The 19,007-nt window shown below is 38.4% G+C and carries 20 protein-coding genes; 17 read left to right on the top strand and 3 right to left on the bottom strand.

Going from position 1 to position 19,007, the window contains the following annotated elements:
* The first annotated feature begins 100 nt into the window (after window positions 1-100).
* From D1953_RS09300 to D1953_RS09275, 6 genes are all read left to right on the top strand, one after another.
* On the top strand, window positions 101-586 hold the full coding sequence (locus tag D1953_RS09300; RefSeq protein ID WP_119116904.1) for a DedA family protein: 486 nt from the start codon (window positions 101-103) through the stop codon (window positions 584-586).
* Between the two features lie 130 nt (window positions 587-716).
* A complete protein-coding gene (pepV, locus tag D1953_RS09295) occupies window positions 717-2,126 on the top strand; it encodes a dipeptidase PepV (protein ID WP_119116903.1) in 1,410 nt (469 codons plus the stop codon).
* Window positions 2,127-2,141: 15 nt separating this feature from the next.
* The gene (dat, locus tag D1953_RS09290) at window positions 2,142-2,999 is read left to right on the top strand and encodes a D-amino-acid transaminase (protein ID WP_119116902.1); all 858 of its coding nucleotides are present in this window, start codon (window positions 2,142-2,144) and stop codon (window positions 2,997-2,999) included.
* Between the two features lie 237 nt (window positions 3,000-3,236).
* Window positions 3,237-3,794, top strand: coding sequence for an RNA 2',3'-cyclic phosphodiesterase (gene thpR, locus D1953_RS09285; protein WP_119116901.1), 558 nt, complete (start codon window positions 3,237-3,239; stop codon window positions 3,792-3,794).
* Window positions 3,795-3,811: 17 nt separating this feature from the next.
* Window positions 3,812-4,801: an NERD domain-containing protein gene (locus D1953_RS09280; RefSeq protein ID WP_119116900.1), complete on the top strand. Its 990-nt coding sequence runs from the start codon at window positions 3,812-3,814 to the stop codon at window positions 4,799-4,801.
* A 270-nt stretch (window positions 4,802-5,071) separates the two neighbouring features.
* Complete coding sequence (locus D1953_RS09275; RefSeq protein ID WP_119116899.1) at window positions 5,072-5,851, top strand: phosphotransferase family protein; 780 nt, start codon at window positions 5,072-5,074, stop codon at window positions 5,849-5,851.
* A gap of 1 nt (window position 5,852) precedes the next feature.
* Here the strand turns inward: D1953_RS09275 and D1953_RS09270 are convergent, their stop codons facing one another.
* Window positions 5,853-6,131: a YtzH-like family protein gene (locus D1953_RS09270; protein ID WP_119116898.1), complete on the bottom strand. Its 279-nt coding sequence runs from the start codon at window positions 6,129-6,131 to the stop codon at window positions 5,853-5,855.
* Between the two features lie 204 nt (window positions 6,132-6,335).
* Between D1953_RS09270 and trmB the strand changes: the two genes are divergently transcribed.
* A complete protein-coding gene (gene trmB / locus D1953_RS09265; protein WP_119116897.1) occupies window positions 6,336-6,974 on the top strand; it encodes a tRNA (guanosine(46)-N7)-methyltransferase TrmB in 639 nt (212 codons plus the stop codon).
* 323 nt (window positions 6,975-7,297) lie between these two features.
* Window positions 7,298-8,146, top strand: a complete 849-nt coding sequence (locus D1953_RS09260; RefSeq protein ID WP_119116896.1) for a YtnP family quorum-quenching lactonase — start codon at window positions 7,298-7,300, stop codon at window positions 8,144-8,146.
* 156 nt (window positions 8,147-8,302) lie between these two features.
* Here the strand turns inward: D1953_RS09260 and D1953_RS09255 are convergent, their stop codons facing one another.
* Window positions 8,303-8,623 (bottom strand): PepSY domain-containing protein, encoded by a 321-nt coding sequence (locus tag D1953_RS09255; RefSeq protein WP_119116895.1) that lies wholly within the window; start codon window positions 8,621-8,623, stop codon window positions 8,303-8,305.
* A 170-nt stretch (window positions 8,624-8,793) separates the two neighbouring features.
* Here D1953_RS09255 and D1953_RS09250 point away from each other — a divergent pair, with 170 nt between their 5' ends.
* The 4 genes from D1953_RS09250 (at window position 8,794) to D1953_RS09235 (ending at window position 11,658) form a co-directional block, all read left to right on the top strand.
* Entirely contained in the window at window positions 8,794-9,867 is a 1,074-nt protein-coding gene (locus tag D1953_RS09250) for a M42 family metallopeptidase (protein WP_119116894.1), read from the top strand.
* A gap of 19 nt (window positions 9,868-9,886) precedes the next feature.
* Window positions 9,887-10,405, top strand: coding sequence for a DUF84 family protein (locus D1953_RS09245; protein ID WP_119116893.1), 519 nt, complete (start codon window positions 9,887-9,889; stop codon window positions 10,403-10,405).
* A gap of 58 nt (window positions 10,406-10,463) precedes the next feature.
* Window positions 10,464-10,775, top strand: a complete 312-nt coding sequence (locus tag D1953_RS09240) for a thioredoxin family protein (RefSeq protein WP_119116892.1) — start codon at window positions 10,464-10,466, stop codon at window positions 10,773-10,775.
* Between the two features lie 85 nt (window positions 10,776-10,860).
* Window positions 10,861-11,658 (top strand): DUF1444 domain-containing protein, encoded by a 798-nt coding sequence (locus tag D1953_RS09235; protein ID WP_119116969.1) that lies wholly within the window; start codon window positions 10,861-10,863, stop codon window positions 11,656-11,658.
* A gap of 67 nt (window positions 11,659-11,725) precedes the next feature.
* On the opposite strand, the gene D1953_RS09230 is transcribed toward D1953_RS09235, so the two are convergent.
* Window positions 11,726-12,112: a hypothetical protein gene (locus D1953_RS09230; RefSeq protein ID WP_119116891.1), complete on the bottom strand. Its 387-nt coding sequence runs from the start codon at window positions 12,110-12,112 to the stop codon at window positions 11,726-11,728.
* Between the two features lie 435 nt (window positions 12,113-12,547).
* On the opposite strand from D1953_RS09230, the gene D1953_RS09225 reads away from it, so the two are divergent.
* The 5 genes from D1953_RS09225 to ytxJ all read left to right on the top strand — a co-directional run bounded on the left by D1953_RS09225 (window position 12,548) and on the right by ytxJ (window position 18,960).
* On the top strand, window positions 12,548-15,619 hold the full coding sequence (locus tag D1953_RS09225) for a DNA translocase FtsK (protein ID WP_119116890.1): 3,072 nt from the start codon (window positions 12,548-12,550) through the stop codon (window positions 15,617-15,619).
* A 235-nt stretch (window positions 15,620-15,854) separates the two neighbouring features.
* Window positions 15,855-17,159 (top strand): UDP-N-acetylmuramate--L-alanine ligase, encoded by a 1,305-nt coding sequence (murC, locus tag D1953_RS09220; protein ID WP_119116889.1) that lies wholly within the window; start codon window positions 15,855-15,857, stop codon window positions 17,157-17,159.
* A 406-nt stretch (window positions 17,160-17,565) separates the two neighbouring features.
* Window positions 17,566-18,051: a DUF948 domain-containing protein gene (locus D1953_RS09215; RefSeq protein ID WP_119116888.1), complete on the top strand. Its 486-nt coding sequence runs from the start codon at window positions 17,566-17,568 to the stop codon at window positions 18,049-18,051.
* 26 nt (window positions 18,052-18,077) lie between these two features.
* Window positions 18,078-18,539, top strand: a complete 462-nt coding sequence (locus D1953_RS09210) for a YtxH domain-containing protein (RefSeq protein ID WP_182480553.1) — start codon at window positions 18,078-18,080, stop codon at window positions 18,537-18,539.
* Window positions 18,540-18,633: 94 nt separating this feature from the next.
* Complete coding sequence (gene ytxJ, locus D1953_RS09205; protein ID WP_119116886.1) at window positions 18,634-18,960, top strand: bacillithiol system redox-active protein YtxJ; 327 nt, start codon at window positions 18,634-18,636, stop codon at window positions 18,958-18,960.
* The last annotated feature ends 47 nt before the right edge of the window (window positions 18,961-19,007 follow it).

Genomic DNA, 19,007 nt, shown 5'->3' with positions numbered 1-19,007 from the left:
GTCCTGCTGCATATAAAATCTAATTATTACCTATTTTTCATAATGGGTTTTAAGGTAGAATGGTATGGAAGCACGTCTTGTAACGGAATGAGGGCAAATAATGGATGTAGTACAGCAATTAATCTCTCAACATGGGTATTTTGCAATTTATGGATTACTGGCAATTGGTATTATTGGACTACCGATACCGGATGAAGTAATGATGACATTTGTCGGTTACTTATCCTCTATTTCAGTATTGAATTTCCAAGGAGCACTTCTTGTTAGTTTTCTTGGCTCTATGACAGGGATGCTCGTTAGCTATTGTATTGGAAGGAAAATTGGGAGGCCGTTTTTAGATAAGTATGGAAAATGGCTTCGATTAACGCCGGCACGATTAAAGCGGACGGAACGTTGGTTTCTTCGTTATGGTCCGTGGACATTATTGATTGCTTATTTTATTCCAGGGATACGCCATCTTGCAAGCTATTGTTCTGGGATGAGTGGCATGAATCAACGTAAATACCTCCTTTTTGCTTGTGTTGGTGCGTTTAGTTGGTGTTCTTTCTTTATAGGTTTTGGTTATTTTATAGGTGTGTTAGCTTAACAATACTGTTCTTGTTTAAAAGAGAGCGGTATTGTTTTTGTTTTAATAATTCTTTAAAAAGGGAATAGTGAGTCGAGACAGAAGCGTTATGCTAAAATAAAAGCGAAATCGAAGTAAGGAGTGTCGACTTTTGGATAAGATTAATTGGCAAAACGAAATCGAAATACGTAAGCAAGATTTATTAACAGATACTCAACAGTTATTACAAATTAAAAGTGTATTAGATGAGAGTGCTGCAACTGAAACGGCTCCATTGGGTACAGGAGTCAAAGCAGCTCTTGATTATATGCTTGATTTAGGAGCAAAAGATGGTTTCACAGTGAAAGAAGTGGACCATGTTGCTGGTCATATTGAAATGGGACAAGGTGAAGAATTGTTAGGGATTTTATGTCACGTTGATGTTGTACCGGAGGGAGATGGCTGGAGCTCTGATCCATATGGAGCGGAAATTAGAGAGGGTAAAATATATGCTCGCGGTGCCATTGATGATAAGGGACCGACGATGGCTGCTTATTATGCAATGAAAGTAATTAAAGAGCTGGATTTACCATTAAATAAACGGGTTCGGATGATTATTGGAACGGATGAAGAATCTGATTGGCGCTGTGTGGACCGTTATTTTGAAGTAGAAGAAATGCCGACACTGGGCTTTGCACCGGATGCGGATTTTCCTATTATCTATGCCGAAAAAGGCATATGGGATTTTGCAATCGTACAGCCTCCAGCGATACATGTAGAAAAAGCAGCGGTCAACGTGCTTGAATTTTCATCAGGTAGACGCATGAATATGGTGCCGGATTATGCGATTGCAACAGTTGAGACGGCGCAAACGGCCGAACTGAAACAGGATTACGAATTATTTTTACATAAGCATTCATTAACAGGGAAGAGTGAGATTAAGCAAAACAAGATTACATTTGAACTTGAAGGTGTGTCTGCTCATGGGATGGAGCCCAAAAATGGTGTGAATGCAGGGCTGTTTCTAGCTTCCTTTTTAGCGGATTTACAAGTGGATGAACACGCGAAAACTTATTTTACCTTCATTCGCGACTATTTGTTTGAAGATTCGCGAGGCAATAAACTAGGTATAGCATACCATGATGAAATCACTGGTGATTTAACGATTAATGCCGGTAAATTTATTTATTCAAAAGGTAAAGATAGCAGCATCGGGTTTACGATGCGTTATCCTGTTACATTTGATTGGGAAAAAGGAAAAGAGACATTAACAGCAAAACTGTTGAAGTTTCAATGGCGTGTTGAATCTTTTTCAAACTCTATGCCTCATCATGTGGACCAAGATAGTTTCTTAGTTCAAACATTACAAAAAGTATATGAAGAAGAGACAGGAGAAAAAGCGGAGCTGCTATCCATCGGCGGCGGCACATATGCTCGTTCGCTGAAGGCAGGGGTAGCATTTGGGCCGTTGTTCCCAGGAAGCGAAGATATTGCGCATCAAAAAGATGAATATATTGAAATTGAAGATATGTTAAAGGCAGCGGCCATCTATGCGCACGCGATTTATGAATTAGCAAGATAAGGAGAATAGACAAAAATGGGGAATTTAATTTTTAATGGCGAGTTAATAACTCGTTCTGCTGTAAAAATTGATGTGGAGGACCGCGGTTATCAATTTGGAGATGGCGTGTATGAAGTAATTCGTATTTATAATGGTCAATTATTCGCAAGTGAGATGCATTTAAAGCGTTTGTTTGAGAGTGCTAAGTTTATTCGTATAAAAGTGCCGTTTACATTAGAGGAGTTAAAGGCAAAATTAGAGGCATTGATTGTGAAAGACGGTCTGACATTTGGGATTGTGTATATGCAATTAACGAGAGGGGCGTCATCGCGAAATCATGCCTTTCCAACTGAAGAGGTGGAGCCTGTTTTCATTGCTTATACGAAGGAAATGCCATACGCTGGAGAAGTGAAGCCTGGTGTGAAAGCTTTACTAACAGATGACATGCGTTGGTTACGCTGCAATATTAAAAGCTTGAATTTACTCGGTAATATTTTGGCTAAGCAAGAAGCTGTGGAAGCAGGGTGTGCAGAGGCAGTACTGCACCGCGATGGAATAGTAACAGAAGGAAGTTCATCCAATGTTTCTATTATTGTTGATGGTACGCTGAAAACACATCCAGCGAACAATTTGATTTTGAATGGAATTACTCGTCGAGTGATGCTGCAGCTTTGTCAGGCAAATGGAATCCCAGTTGTAGAAGAGGCGTTTTCTATAGCCGATATGCTGGCAGCAGATGAAGTTCTGTACACAAGTACGGGTGTGGAAGTGACTCCCATTGTCAGCATTGACGGGAAGATCATTAATGATGGACAAACAGGTCCAATTACGAGACAATTGCAAGTCTATTTTCGGGAAGAAATTGAAAGACAATGTGGTAGGCTTAAAGCGTAATGAAATGAAACTCTTGTCCAAATACGGCAGGAGTTTTTTATTCTGGGCATAAAAGGAAAAACACATATGCAGTACAAAAGTTTGATAAACATCGCCTTTTGGGTTTTAAATCGATATGGTCGATTTCTAAATAAATATTTCTTTAGTTAGTTAGCAACCCTATAAATAGGATAGATAAAGTAAAAGCTAGTGATGGTATGTTAAAATATAAAAGATTTTAGAAGGGATGCGTGCAGCATGGCGAATACTCATTTTTTCTTTGCTTTAACGTTGCCGGATGAACTAAAAAAAGAGCTATATGGTCGAATAGAACAACTTAAAACGGCATTTCCATTTAAGAAATGGCTCCATCCTGCCGATTATCATATTACGATGGCTTTTTTGGGACATGCTTCAGAATCGATGCGAAATGAAGCAGCAGCCCGCGTGAAACAAACGTTAGAAAAGGAAGCAGCTTTTCCGTTAATTCTGGATGAGATAGGAACGTTTGGGAGAAACGATTATCCGCGTATTTTATGGGCAGGCGTAGAGTTTGAACAAAGGTTGTTTGATGTACAAAAAAAGGTGTATCAAGCCTGTCTAGAAGCGGGTTTTTCTCTTGATCCTAAACCGTTTAAGCCGCATATTACATTGGCGCGAAAATATAATGGGGAGGAAGCTTTTTCACTCCAGCAAGCTTCGTCTTTAACAGGATTAGAGTCAAAGCGCTTTTTAGCTTCAGCAATTACACTGTATCAAACACATATCGGAGCATCGCCATCGTATGAACCGATTTGTTCCGTACAATTACAATAAGACTGGTGGTAATGTAGATGGCACAGCTCATAAAATTGCAAGATTATGTATCACGCTATGAGCAGGATATTTATAGATATCCGTCACAGTTTATCAGATTAAAAAAACAACAATGGGATAAGTTAAAATCCGCGTATCAAGACGGCGAATTAGAGCAATTATTCAGCCCGACTTATGAAGCGGACTTGATCGAAAATGCATATGAAGAGGAGAAAAAAGGCATTTTCAAAAAGGTAAAAGGAATGTTCCGCCGAAATAAGGAGGAAGAAGTCAAACTAGAAAATGAGGTTCCAAAAAGAGAAGATAATATTTTCTCCTTACATATTCCTGCTGATATAGGGAGTTTAGCGGACTTAAAGCAAACCTTTTTGAATCAATTGCTTCGCTTTCAGATGAAGTGGGGCAGCTCAACGATTCATGAAAAGTCATTTGTCGATTCTTCCTTCTTTTTAGATGAAAAACTGCGCTTCTTTTTACAAAGATTCCCTGATACATTTCTTGTCATGTACAAGCCGGTATTTCGATTGAAGAATGCTCCTGTCGAGGTGGACATCATTGTCATTTCGCCGACCGATGCTTGGTGTATTACGTTTTTAGAGGCGGAAGAAGATGCTGCGTTTGCTGGCTCTAGTGAAAAGTTCTGGTTACGCAGGCACCATAAGTATCCAAATAAAAAAGTGCTAAATCCAATGATTTCAGCTAATCGAATGGAGAGCATTGTATCACAGCTTTTTCAGCTATATGAAGTGACACTACCGATTAAGAAGGTCGTTCTCTCACGGAATGGTTACATTGACTATCCGCTTGCTCCATATGGTACAGAGATTATTGATAAGCGGAGTTTTCCAGATTGGTTTGAAAAAATTCGTAAAGGGTCAGCTCCTTTGAAGCATCAGCAACTAAAAGGTGCACAGGTGTTATTGGAGTATTGTCAAACAACATCAACGAAAAGAATGGAATGGCAAGTAGAGGATAGCGAGCAGATTGAGGATAATCAAACTTCGTAAGTTATGTCGGTAATTTAATGAATCAGTATGTTTTCTAAGGGGAATCTGTGTATACTACTTGACGAGGAAACAAGGTTTCAACTAAAATTTATTTTATGGCTATTGTAAAATTGCTCAATAGCTATTTTTTATTGGTGATTAATGCATACATTATGTATGTTTATATACGTAGAAATAATGAATACAGATGTTTAGCTCTAGCGCCCAGTCTTGTGTGGCTGAATGGCACTTATGCTTGTCTATTAAGCGAGGAAATTGAAGGTGAACCAGTTGGAACATTTATTAGGTCAGGAGTGGGAAATCTCTCCTGCTGGAGGAGCTACAGGAGAAGCGTTCATTGCTGTTAAAGATGATCAAAAACTTTTCCTGAAACGTAATTCATCGCCATTTCTTGCTGTGTTATCAGCTGAGGGGATTGTTCCCAAGTTAATGTGGACAAGACGCCTTGAGAATGGAGATGTGATTACGGCTCAGCAGTGGCTTCCAGGCAGAGAATTGTCTCAACGGGAAATGAATGATAATCGTGTAGCGGAGATGCTGCAAAAGATTCATCAGTCATCTCCGTTACTAAGCATGCTAAAGCGGCTTGGAAAATCTCCTTTAAGACCTGAGAGTATACTTACACAAATTACTGCAGAACTGACTACAGAATTAGCGCAAATGTCAATTATTGAGGAAGGCATTCTTTTTCTGAAAAACCATCTTTTATTGATTGAATGTGATGAATGGGTTGTTTGTCATTGTGATGTCAATCATAATAATTGGTTAATTACAGAAAATGATGAATTATTCTTAATTGATTGGGATGAAGCTGTTATTGCTGATCCAGCGATTGATTTAGGTATGCTTTTGTATTCTTATGTGCCGCGTTCACAATGGGGGCAGTGGCTAGAGCGTTATGGAAAAACGTTAGATGCATGTTTAGAAATGAGAATGAAATGGCATACCACTTCGCAAGCGCTATTGTCGATTAAATGGCATGATACGAAAAGTCGAATAGAAGAAAGAGATCGGCTGATTAAAAAACTCGCTAATATTTTAGCGAGTTAAGCTAGCTGAATTGATGAATGCCATCAACCCATTGAGTTAAACTGTCTTGATGTGAGGTAATATGTTCCTCTAAATTGTTTGTATTTATTCCGTTTTGACTGTAGGTATAAATATCAGTCAATATGGTTTTGACATGACTATCGATATGTTGATTGCCCAGTAAAGCTGCGGCAAGTCTTTTGACTTGTTCACATTCAGAAACGGACCCGCAGCAATCAGTTTTGTGGTTACTGAGAATATCTGTTAGTAATGAAAGTTGATGTTCGTGAGATAATGGCATATATTCACCTTCGTTTCTTAGGGTAGGAACTTAGCTTAAATAAATTTAAAATGAATCATGTGTTTTATAGGGCCTTTCTCTTTTATAGTACGTGTTCTCGAACGTTTTATACGAGCAAAAAAGATAGAAGCTGCCCGCTTGTACGGATAATTGTTGAGTTATATGATGTTATGAATGAAATTTATAAATTATAGGGGTGTCATCATGCGTGTAAGACATAAACCATGGGCTGAAGAGCGTTTAAAAGATTTTCCGCAATATGTGATTCAGCAGCCGGAAAGCCATAAAGGAAAATGGCGAGAAGTATTTGGAAATAGCAATCCGATTTATATCGAAGTAGGAACAGGAAAAGGCCGTTTTATTACAGAAATGGCAAAAGCTCATCCTAATGTCAATTTCATTGGAATTGAAGTCTTTACAAGTGTTATTGTTACAGCATTAGATTTATTAATTGAAAGTGAATTACCGAACTTAAAGTTGATGAATGTAGATGCTGTAAATTTACGGGATTACTTTGACAAAGGAGAAGTCAACCGTGTTTACTTAAACTTTTCCGATCCATGGCCGAAAAAACGTCATGCGAAGCGCCGTTTAACATATAAAACCTTCCTTAGTATTTATGAGGATATTTTGCCAAAGCAAGGTGAGATTCATTTCAAAACGGATAATCAAGGATTATTTGAGTCTTCGTTAATGAGTATATCAGAATACGGTATGCTGCTTACATTTGTTAGCCTAGATTTGCATAACAGTGACTTTGAAGGAAATATTATGACGGAATATGAAGAGAAATTCTCAAACAAAGGCGATAGAATTTATCGTTTAGAAGCAAGATTTCAATAATTTATCCCACACTTAACGGGCAGTAAGATCCCCACCTCAAGCTTATGAGAAAACAAAGAAGATAGGTGGGGACAACTGCCCTCATCTAGTTGCGGCTCCTAGCCCCTCGAGGTCATAAGCTGTTATGCTTGTCGGGGCTGAACAGTCGCCTCGCTTTTATAGTAAAGGTCCGATTGGTTCAACTAACCATCAGTGGGGATGAGGGAACCCCCACTGATGGAAGCTTCACTTTATTAAAAGACATCTATTAAGATGTCTTTTTTTATGGAAAATTGTTATTTTTTTGAAATATTAATGTTAAACTGTTGGTAGGGAGGGGTATAATGGAAACTTTACAAATTGGCGAAATTACTTTGACTTGGTTAAATGGTGGGGTTACGAATTTAGATGGCGGCGCGATGTTTGGCGTGGTACCTAAACCTTTATGGATTAGAAAATATCCATCAAATGAAAACAATCAAATTGAACTGAGAACAGATCCGATTCTTGTGCAAGCAAATGGCTTAAAGATGCTGATTGATGCTGGAATTGGCAGTGAAAAATTCACGGATAAACAAAAGCGTAATTATGGTATAACAGAAGAATCTAAGGTCGTTGAAGATTTGGCCAAGCTTGGCATTGTTCCAAGTGAAATCGATTACATTTTAATGACACATTTACATTTTGATCATGTATGCGGTTTAACGAAGCTTGTGAATGACCAGCCAGTATCTGTATTTGAGAAGGCCCAAATTATTACCTCACAAATTGAGTGGGATGAAATGCGAAACCCGAATATTCGCTCTAAAAGTACATATTGGCGTGAAAACTGGGAAGCAATTGCTAATCAAGTTCGCCCATTTAATACAGAACAGGAGATTACAGAAGGTGTAAAAATGATTCATACGGGCGGCCATAGCGATGGGCATTCGATTATTGTCATTGAAAATGGAGGAGAACAGCTTATTCATATGGCTGACATCATGCCTACACACGCCCACTCTAATGTACTTTGGGTTATGGCATATGACGACTATCCAATGACATCAATTGCAGCTAAAGAAAAATGGATGCAATATGGTTTAGCGAATAACGTATGGTATAGCTTCTATCATGATGCGTATTATCGTGCGCTGAAGTGGGATCAAACTGGAAAAGAGATCGTTGCTGAAGTAAAACGGATACGAGAGTAAAGGAAGTGAAACCTCCATAATGTGGAGAAAGAACAAGCTGTGCATATAGTGCATGGCTTGTTTAGTGTTTGTGCATGAATCTCGAATTGCGCACGAAAAGTACTGTAGTATATAAATATTAAAAAGACTGATTTAATATCAGCCTTTCACACAACATTAATCAGCGGCTCGTACATTTAATTCCAATAATGTTCCGGTTTTAGCATCGGCCACAAATTCAAATTGCTCACGTTTGTCATCGGTGCTCCGTGTAATTCCACCGTTATATACTTCGTATTCCACTTCGTTTTTTACATATGTTTCAGGCTTCATCATAATCCATGAACCGTAAATTTGACCGCTTTTCTTCAATTTTTCTTTAACATCCGCTAGTACTTTTTCTGGAGAAGCATGTCCAGATGGACCAAGTAATTCTTTTGTGATGATCCCAGCAGCCAATCCAGCGGCAGCACCTAATAAAAAGCTTTTCCAATTCATTGTGTCTCCTCCAATGTCCTTTTTTATTTCTTATTTTCTAGTATACAGAAGAATGGAAAGGTTGCCTAATAATTTGAAGTTTTCTCCAAGTGAGTCTGATGGTAACTTCCTAAAAGTTTCTGTAGAATATAGAGTAGGAAAGAAAAATCGTAAGTTAAGGGGAAATCAAAATGAATGATGAAACTTTATCTCTATTTAAAACGTTAACAGAATTGCCTGGTACTTCAGGTAATGAGCATGCTGTTCGTGCTTTTATGCGTAGTGAGCTTGAAAAATATGCAGATGAAATTGTTCAAGATCGTCTTGGAAGTATTTTCGGCTTAAAAAAAGGAAATGCAGACGGTCCAACTGTTCTTGTAGCAGGCCATATGGACGAAGTTGGCTTTATGGTTACGTCTATTACGGATAATGGTATGATTCGTTTTCAGCCATTAGGTGGTTGGTGGAGCCAAGTGCTAATGGCACAACGCGTTCAAATTATTACGGATAATGGACCGGTAATTGGAGTCATTGGTTCCGTTCCCCCGCATTTATTAAATGAAACGCTTCGTGCTAAACCAATGGATATTAAAAATATGTTAATTGATATTGGCGCGGATGATAAAGAAGATGCTAAACAAATTGGCATTAAACCCGGGCAACAAATTGTCCCAATCTGTCCATTTACTCCGCTTGCTAATAAGAAGAAAATTCTTGCTAAAGCGTGGGATAATCGCTATGGCTGCGGATTAGCTATTGAATTGTTAAAAGATGTACAAGGGGAAACATTACCGAATACTCTTTATTCAGGGGCTACGGTTCAAGAGGAAGTTGGCTTACGAGGAGCGCAAACAGCAGCCTCACTTATTAAGCCTGACATATTCTTTGCATTAGATGCTAGCCCAGCCAATGATGCTTCAGGAAATAAAAAGGAATTTGGTCAACTGGGTAAAGGAGCATTATTGCGCATTTTTGATCGAACGATGGTTACACATCGAGGAATGAGAGAATTTATTTTGGATACAGCGGAAACGCATAATATTCCATATCAATACTATGTATCTCAAGGCGGAACGGATGCTGGTAAAGTACATATTGCCAATGAAGGTATTCCAAGTTCGGTAATCGGCATCTGTGCTCGCTATATCCATACACATGCTTCAATTATGCATGTAGATGACTATGCAGCCGCACGTGAATTAATTGGAAAATTAGTGCGTGCATGTGATAAAACAACATTTGAAACAATTAAGAATAACGGATAAGAAAAGATGGTGTGTCAACATGAGAGTAGCTGTAGGTAGTAAGAATCCAGCGAAAGTTCAAGCTGTGATGAAGGTGTTTTCGGAAGCAGAGGTGCTCTCTTTATCAGTAGAAAGCGGTGTGTCTACTCAACCATTTTCAGATGAAGAAACTATTGAAGGTGCCGTCAATCGCGCGAAAAATTGTTTACAGCATAGTGATGCAGAGATTGGCATTGGTCTTGAAGGGGGAGTTGTGCAAACGAAGCAGGGCTTATTCCTTTGTAATTGGGGCGCGATGACAACTAGAGACGGTGGAGTTTGGGTTGCGGGTGGAGCGCGCATCGTTTTACCTGATGTTGTAGCGAAACGGTTAGAACAGGGTGAAGAGCTTGGTCCTGTGATGGAGGATTTTACTCAAAAAGCGAATATTCGTAAAAAAGAAGGGGCCATTGGTGTGTTTACAAATGAGCGGATGACCCGAGTGAAAATGTTTGAACATATCATGAGCATGCTGCTTGGACAATATGAATATCATCAGAGATTGTATATCAATGGTTGAAGCGTGCACAGTTTGATATAATCATACTTATGACATTATGAAAGTGGAGGATGACAACATGCAACAATTACAATCAGAAGAACAATATGAGACATTAAAAAATGAAGGGAAACATATTTTTCTTTTTTCAGCAGATTGGTGCGGAGACTGCCGTGTAATCGAACCAATCTTACCTGAAATTGAAGCGAAGTTTCCTGAGTTTACGTTCATTCATGTAGATCGTGATCAATTCATTGATGTGTGCGCTGCAAACGATGTGTTTGGTATTCCAAGTTTTATCGCTTATGAAAATGGAAAAGAATTAGGACGCTTTGTAAGCAAGGACCGTAAAACACAACAAGAAATTGAGGATTTCATTCAAGGTTTATAATGTGAAACTTCCATCAATGGAGGGGCCCTTTCTCAGTTAGGGGGCCCTTCTCATTTTTTCTGCAAAGGAGGACTTAAGCATGAAAATGAACAGCAAGAAATTAACGAATTTATTAAAAGAACGATTAGCAGATGAAAATCGCACGTTTCAATTTAATAGTCAACAGGATACATTACGAATTGAGAATGTGAAAACAGGTAAGGGAATCACCATTGAATTACCGAGAGTCATTGCGAATTACGAGTTGGTACAAGAGAAGGCTATTGAAGAAGTCGCTTATTATGTAGAGGAAGCGTTGCAGGTTATGGGGGAAGAACATCGAATGGCTGGACAGGAAAAATCGATATTTCCTGTTATTCGTTCGACATCTTTCCCGACTGAAGCAGAAGAAGGAAATTCTTTTCTATTCGATGAGCACACAGCGGAGACGCGCATTTTCTATGCACTTGATTTAGGTAATACGTATCGTCTAATCGATGAACGCATGTTAGAGCGTGAACAGTGGCAAGCCGAGAGAATTCGTGAAGTCGCCCGTTTTAACGTACGTTCGCTTTCAACAGAAGTTAAAACTGATACGGTTGCGGGTAATACGTTTTATTTTTTAAATACAAATGATGGGTACGACGCAAGTCGCATTGTGAATGACGTTTGGCTTCGTGAGATGAAGGAAAAGATTCAAGGAACGATGGCACTGGCTATTCCTCATCAAGATGTCATTATTATTGCGGATGTGCAAAATGACACAGGTTACGATGTTTTGGCCCAAATGGCGATGAGTTTCTTTGCAAGCGGACATGTACCGATTACTGCTCTTTCATTTTTATATGAAGAAGGCGAATTAGAGCCAATCTTTATCTTAGGAAAAAATAAAAAACGTGAATAATACTGAAGAAACAAGACTGCTCATTGGCGAAAGCAGTCTTGTTTCTTTATTCAATGAAAGTTTTACTTTATGCAGCTTTGTTTAAAAGAGATTCAAAGTGTTTGGTTAACGTATACTTTTGAATGCCTCTTGTTCTTTTGATGGACTGTTGGGCATAGGTTCTAGCTTGTTCTAAATTTCCCTCTTTGTGAAGAATGTCTGCTTCTACAGCATTTTTCATCCATATCTTTTTTACATCTTGAATGAGAAGTCGGCTTTTTTCTAGGTCATTTTCCTCTAAAGCAATTTGTATCTCATAATATAGTTTGAGCTCGGGGGATTTTACATCGTTTAAAACCGTTTTAGCCGTTTTTATATCTTTTCTGTACAGTGCATATAGCACTTGGAATTGTGCTAATTTTGTGGGATGGGTATATTTTAGGATAATCTTGTTGTATGCTTCTTTTGCTTCCATATCTAGGTGGTTCGCCAATGCATAGGTCAATTGATAGATAGGTTGTTTCTTATTACGAATAAGAAATTTTTCAATTCGATCAATATTATTAGCAAAAAGGGATGGATAGAGCTTTATTATTCCAATTAAAAGTACGAACGGAATAAAGACGATGACGAAGTAATGAGGCTGAATTTGAAAAAAGCCGAATGATAAGCCTGCTACAATAGCGATAGTGAAAATTACATAATTTTCTCTTATGGTAAAAACCTCCTCAACTGTATAATAATTATTATTTATATCGTATTATAGATTAGGACTACTATAATAGAAATAGTTTCATGGAGATTCTTATGAAAAAATACATACAATTTCCTAATCTACACAATTTTACTCGATATTTTATAAATTACTGGTAGAATTAACTTCATAATAAGCTAGAAAGAGTGATAAATTTTGAAATGGTTCAAAAAAATGAAAAATTGGTTTTTAGTAGAAGAGACTGTCGAGATAGAAGAAATTGTCATAGATGAAGAGCCAGATTTTGATGAAGTGAAGAACCGAGAGGCGGTTAAGCTTCCAAGAGAACATATACAAGAGAAACAAACTTTACAGCGTAAAAGTACATCGATGAATGACCCGGATACGAAAGTTTTGTATCAATATCCAAAAGGACAATTTAAATTTCCGCTGATTCCCGATGAAGAGCCATTACCGAAAAGAAAGATACGTAATAATCGCGTGAAGGATGAGACGCGAATACCAGAGAAAGTCCCTCTTCAAGAAAAGGTTAATCAAAAGCTTTCTGCTACAGCAGCAAGGCCAGCTCATCCTGAATCAGAATTAAAATCCGTTACACCGAAAAAACCGTTTCGCCCGACAGAAATTCCTTCTCCGATTTATGGGTTTCATCGACCGCAGAAGCAAGTAAGGCAGAGAGAGGAAGTTGTAGAGTTCGAATTAGAAACGACCCCCGATTCTTCTTATCAACTAGAGAAGGAGTCGGAAATTCCAGTACTTTATCGAAAAAGCAATACAGCAGAATCGATAGACCCGCGAGTGATAGAAAAAGAGGAGCCCGTGGTTGCCCAACCCGCTGTTGCAGGGGAGAAAGTAAAGCCTGCATCTTCTAACCACCTAGAGAAGGAATCGGAAATTCCAACTGTTTATCGAAAGAGCAACACAGCAGAATCGATAGACCTGCGAGTGATAGAAAAAGAGGAGCCTGTGGTTGTCCAACCCGCTGTTGTAGAGGAGAAAGTAAAGCCTGCATCTTCTAACCACCTAGAGAAGGAATCGGAAATTCCAACTGTTTATCGAAAGAGCGACGCAGCAGAATTGATAGAACTGCCGGTAATAGGGGAAGAGGAGCCTGTAGTTGTCCAACCCGCTGTTGCAGAGGAGAAAGTAGAGCCTGCATCTTCTAATCACCTAGAGAAGGAATTAGAAATTCCCGCTGTTTATCGAAAGAGTAACGTACAAGAATCGATAGACCCGCGAGTGATAGAAAAAGAGGAGCCTGTGGTTGTCCAACCTGCTGTTGCAGAGGAGAAAGTAGAGCCTGTATCTTCTAATCACTTAGAGAAGGAATTGGAAATTCCCGCTGTTTATCGAAAGAGTGACGCAGCAGAATCGATAGACCCGCCGGTAATGGAGAAAGAGGCGAATGAGGTTGTTCAACCTGTTGTTGCTGTTGCTGCAGAGGAGAAAGTAGGGCCTGCAGCCGCAGATACGAGAGTAGGGGAAACAAAGAAGGAACAACCGCGAAAAAAACATATTCCATTTAATGTTGTTATGCTAAAGCAAGATCATAAGCGTATGAACTTTCCGAGTTATCAAGGAACAAGTAAAAAGGTTGTGCCAGTTACAAGAAGTGCTGTCCCGAAAACGGCTTCCACAACGCCAAATATTGAAGAAAAGCCCAAGATGGAAGCAACAGAGTTGGCGAGTAGAGAAGAAGAGGCACCGATTATTCAACTAGTGCCGGACAACATCGTTGAAGCAGAACCAATTGTGGAAAATATTGTCGAAACAGAACAGGTTGAACAAGCAAATACTTCTATCGGAACAGATTCACCTGAAGAAGTGGGAGAAAATCCATACTACATGTTTCCTGATATCGAATTGCTTACACCTCCAACAATGACGGAGAATGATGACGAATGGTTAGAGGAGCAAATGATTTTATTAAACGAAACATTGAAAAACTTCAATGTTCGTGCGAAAGTTGTCAATGTTACACAAGGCCCGGCAGTTACGCAGTTTGAGGTGTATCCAGAGCCTGGTGTGAAGGTGAGTAAAGTAACAAACTTAATGGATGATATTAAATTAAGTTTGGCTGCCCAGGATATGCGAATGGAAGCACCTATTCCAGGTAAGCATACAATCGGGATTGAAATTCCAAATCGAAAAAGTAAGGCGGTTTTTTTACGCGAAGTATTAGAAAGTGATGTATTCCAAAATCACCCGTCTCCATTGGCCGTTGTGATGGGGCTTGATATTGCTGGTCAACCGATTGTAACCGATTTGCGTAAAATGCCGCACGGTTTAATTGCAGGGCAAACAGGATCAGGGAAAAGTGTATGCATCAATACGATGCTCGTTAGTCTTTTATATAAAGCGACACCTCAGGAGTTAAAATTAATGTTAATTGATCCTAAGATGGTTGAGCTTGCGCCTTATAATCGAATTCCTCATTTAGTTAGTCCTGTTATTACGGATGTTAAAGCGGCAACAGCGGCTTTAAAATGGGCGGTTGAGGAGATGGAGCGCCGCTATGAATTATTTGTACACGCAGGTGTTCGAGATATTACGAAGTTTAATGAACAAGCTGAACTTGCCCGTCAATATTCGAACAAGCTGCCATATATCGTCATTATTATCGATGAATTAGCTGACCTTATGATGATGTCTCCAGCAGATGTGGAGGAAGCAATTTGTCGAATTGCTCAAAAAGCGCGTGCTTGCGGCATTCATTTAATTGTCGCTACACAGCGCCCATCAGTGGATGTTATTACTGGGTTAATTAAGGCCAATATTCCAACTAGGGTCGCTTTTTCTGTATCTTCACAAGTAGACTCGCGCACGATTATTGACAGTGGCGGTGCGGAAAAGTTGCTTGGTCGCGGCGATATGTTATTTGCTGAAAATGGATCATCGAAAACCGTGCGCTTGCAAGGTACATTCGTCAGTGATGATGAAATTGATCAAGTTGTGAATCATGTTAAAAATGAACAACAACCGAACTATTTATTTGAGCAGGAAGATTTATTAAGTCGGGCTCAAGTGACAGAAGACACAGATGAATTATTTTTAGAAGCATGTGAGTTTGTTGTAAGCCAACATGCTGCTTCGGCCTCAAGCATTCAACGGCGTTTTCGTGTAGGATATAACAGGGCTGCAAGGTTAATAGAGATGATGGAGCAGCAAGGAATTATTTCTGAATCAAGAGGAAGTAAACCTCGTGAAGTATTGATTTCTGAGGAAGAATTAGAATTTTTGCTTGATGCGAATTCAGCAAATCATTGAACCTATATGGCTTCAATTGTATATAATAAGAAATCGAATAAGGGATAATTATCAAGAAAAACCAAAGTCATGTTGAAATACCATCTGGCTGACATGGTTGAATGAAAAAAAAAGTGATATAATATTGATTTGTTGATTAATAAATATTGAAGAAATGATAAATTGTGCAGAAAACAAATAAACGAATGACGTCATATACTGTCATACAGATAGACGATTGGTGGAGGTTCTTCATATGACTGTTTACCATTTTGTGGGAATTAAAGGATCGGGGATGAGTGCGTTAGCACAAGTACTTCATGACTTAAAATTGGAAGTACAAGGTTCCGATTATGAAAAACAATTTTTTACACAAATAGCTTTAGAAAAAGCAGGAATTACAATTCTTCCGTTTAGTGAAGAAAATATTAAGCCAGGCATGACAGTTATTGCGGGGAATGCATTTCCGGATACCCATCCTGAAATTATGCGGGCTACAGAATTAGGATTACCGATTGTTCGTTACCATCGTTTCCTTGGTGACTTTTTGAAAAACTTTACAAGTGTAGCGGTTACTGGCGCGCATGGGAAAACATCGACAACAGGATTACTTGCCCATGTAATGGGTGGAGTGAAGCCCACTTCCTATTTAATTGGTGATGGGACAGGAAAAGGCGTTGAGCAATCGGAGTATTTCGTATTTGAGGCGTGTGAGTATCGTCGGCACTTTCTTTCGTATTATCCAGACTATGCCATTATGACGAATATTGATTTTGATCATCCTGATTATTATGCAAACATTGAAGATGTTTTTGATGCATTCCAAACAATGGCTTTACAAGTGAACAAAGGAATTATTGCATGCGGAGATGATGAACAATTACAAAGCATCCAAGCGAAAGTACCTGTCATTCTATATGGTTTTGCTGAAGAAAATGACTTTCAAGGAAAAAATATTTCTGTTACAGAAGAAGGTACAACGTTTGATGTGTATGTCCGTAATACCTTTTATGAAACATTCACGATTCCAACATTCGGAAAACATAGTGTACTAAATGCTTTAGGTGTGATCGCCCTTTGTAAATACGAGCACTTAGATACAGAAGTAATAAAAGCTCGCTTGAAAACATTTGGTGGGGTAAAGCGTCGATTTACGGAAAAAGAAATCGGTAGTCAAATTTTAATTGATGATTATGCACATCATCCAACAGAGATTACGGCGACTATTGATTCAGCACGTCAAAAATATCCAAACCGTGAAATTGTGGCTGTTTTCCAACCACATACGTTTACAAGAACACAAAAATTTATTACTCAATTTGCAGATAGTTTAAATTTAGCTGATAAAGTGTACTTATGTGATATATTTGGATCCGCTCGTGAAAACCAAGGAAAACTTTCTATTGAAGATCTTCAAGAGAAAATTCCAGGTGCTAAGTTGCTTAAAGAAGATGAAACATCTGTTTTACAACAACATGAAAATAGCGTTATTCTTTTTATGGGTGCTGGAGATATTCAAAAGTTCCAGGTGGCCTATGAGCAATTATTACAAGTGAAGTAATAGAAAAAAATGCCTCTAAATTTATAATTTAGAGGCATTTTTTAATAGGTCGAGTTAAACAATATTGTTGGTCAAGCGTGAGATTACGGTCTTATATGAAATGGGCTAAAAATCTGCTATATAATAAGGAATATGTATAATATGATGAATTGTTGTCTAGGTAAGTCGATTATCTTTTCTTTTATAATATTTTTTAACGTATTTTGGAAAATGTAAAAGGAATTTTGGATTGGTTGTAGAATGTAAAAAAAAGGAAAAACATTTATGCTATTTAAAATGTCATATAAACGGTTAGAAAAGTTTCCTGTGATTGATATAATAGAGTATATTGAATAGATAGAGTTAAAATAATGATCTATAGAATGATATGTCTCGATAGGCGTATTGGATATTTTGGAGGTGTCTTATGGAGATTATTTTGTATATAAGTGCGGCAATTATTGCGATTGCTTTTCTCGTGCTTGTTATATATGTAGCGAAGACATTAACATCGCTGCAAATTACGTTAAACAGTGTTGCACATACATTAACTGGATTAGAGGGTCAACTGAAGGGAATTACGACAGAAACAACAGAATTATTACATAAAACCAATGCTTTAGCAGAGGATTTAAAGCAGAAATCCGAAAACTTAAACACAGCTGTTATTGCTGTGAAAGAAGTTGGTACGTCAATCCAAAGCTTCAATACTTCTATTCAGAAGGTTTCGAATAAAGTGATAACCGAGATCGACAACAATCAAGAAAAAATTTCACAAATCGTGCAGTGGGGAAATATTGCCTTAGAGATGCGCGATAAGTGGAAGGCAAGAAAGCAACAACCAGAATCGTCGAATGAACAAGAAGGAAAAGAAGCATCCCCAAAAAGAAGGTTTTTACGAGCAAGATCATAATTTTTAAAATTGAAAGGAGAATGGCTATGACTCAGAAAGAAGTTCAAAAAACGTATGAGGAAGATCGCAACTCCATCAATTCAAAAGATTTTATTATCGGTGCTTTAATAGGTGGTATGCTTGGTGCAGCAACAGCTCTATTTGTTGCTCCTAAAGCAGGGAGAGACTTAAGAAACGATATTACTGAGCAAGCTAGGGTAATATCAGAAAAAACAGGAAAACTCCGTCAAGATCTTACAGAAACCGCTAGAGAAAAGAAAAACAATGTAACTGAACTTGTCACAAGCAAGTCATCAGCCATAGTTGGCAAAGTGAGGAGCTTAAGGGCAGAGAAAGCGGTAGAAGAACTTGAAGTTGAAGCGGGGGAAAGCGAACCCGCAGCAACGAGTGAGGCGGATATTGCAAGTACACTTGAAGAAGAGGTACAAATAAAGCTTGATGAAGCACAGCAAGCCTTTGATGAAACGGAAAAAGAGCTTCAGTCTTAAAAGTTGAATCATTTGTCAGATAGCGCGGTGAAGTGGTACGATAACTTCACCGCTTTATTATGAAATGTGAAAAATGAAAGGGGTTCATTCACCAATGACATTAACGAAAATTGAAACAGAAGAGCAATTTAATGAGTTACTTCAAAACGACACGGTATTATTTTTTAAACATAGCTTAACGTGTCCAGTAAGTGCAGAGGCATTTGAAGAATATCAAACCTTTATTGCTGAGCACCCACAATTAGCGACAGCCTACTTAGCTGTACAGGAAGCACGCCCGCTTTCTAACTATATTGCTGAAACATTTGATATTAAGCACCAATCTCCACAAGCGATTTTCTTTAAGCAAGGAAAACCAACATGGAATGATTCTCATTGGAGAATTAAAAATGAGTCTTTAACGGAAAATTTACCGAAGTAAGTCATAAAAAGGTTGATTCAAGTACTTTTGAATCAACCTTTTTTGCG

It is taken from the genome of Peribacillus asahii, assembly GCF_003570725.1.
GTDB lineage: Bacteria > Bacillota > Bacilli > Bacillales > DSM-1321 > Peribacillus > Peribacillus asahii.
This window is presented reverse-complemented; position numbering and strand designations above follow the sequence as displayed.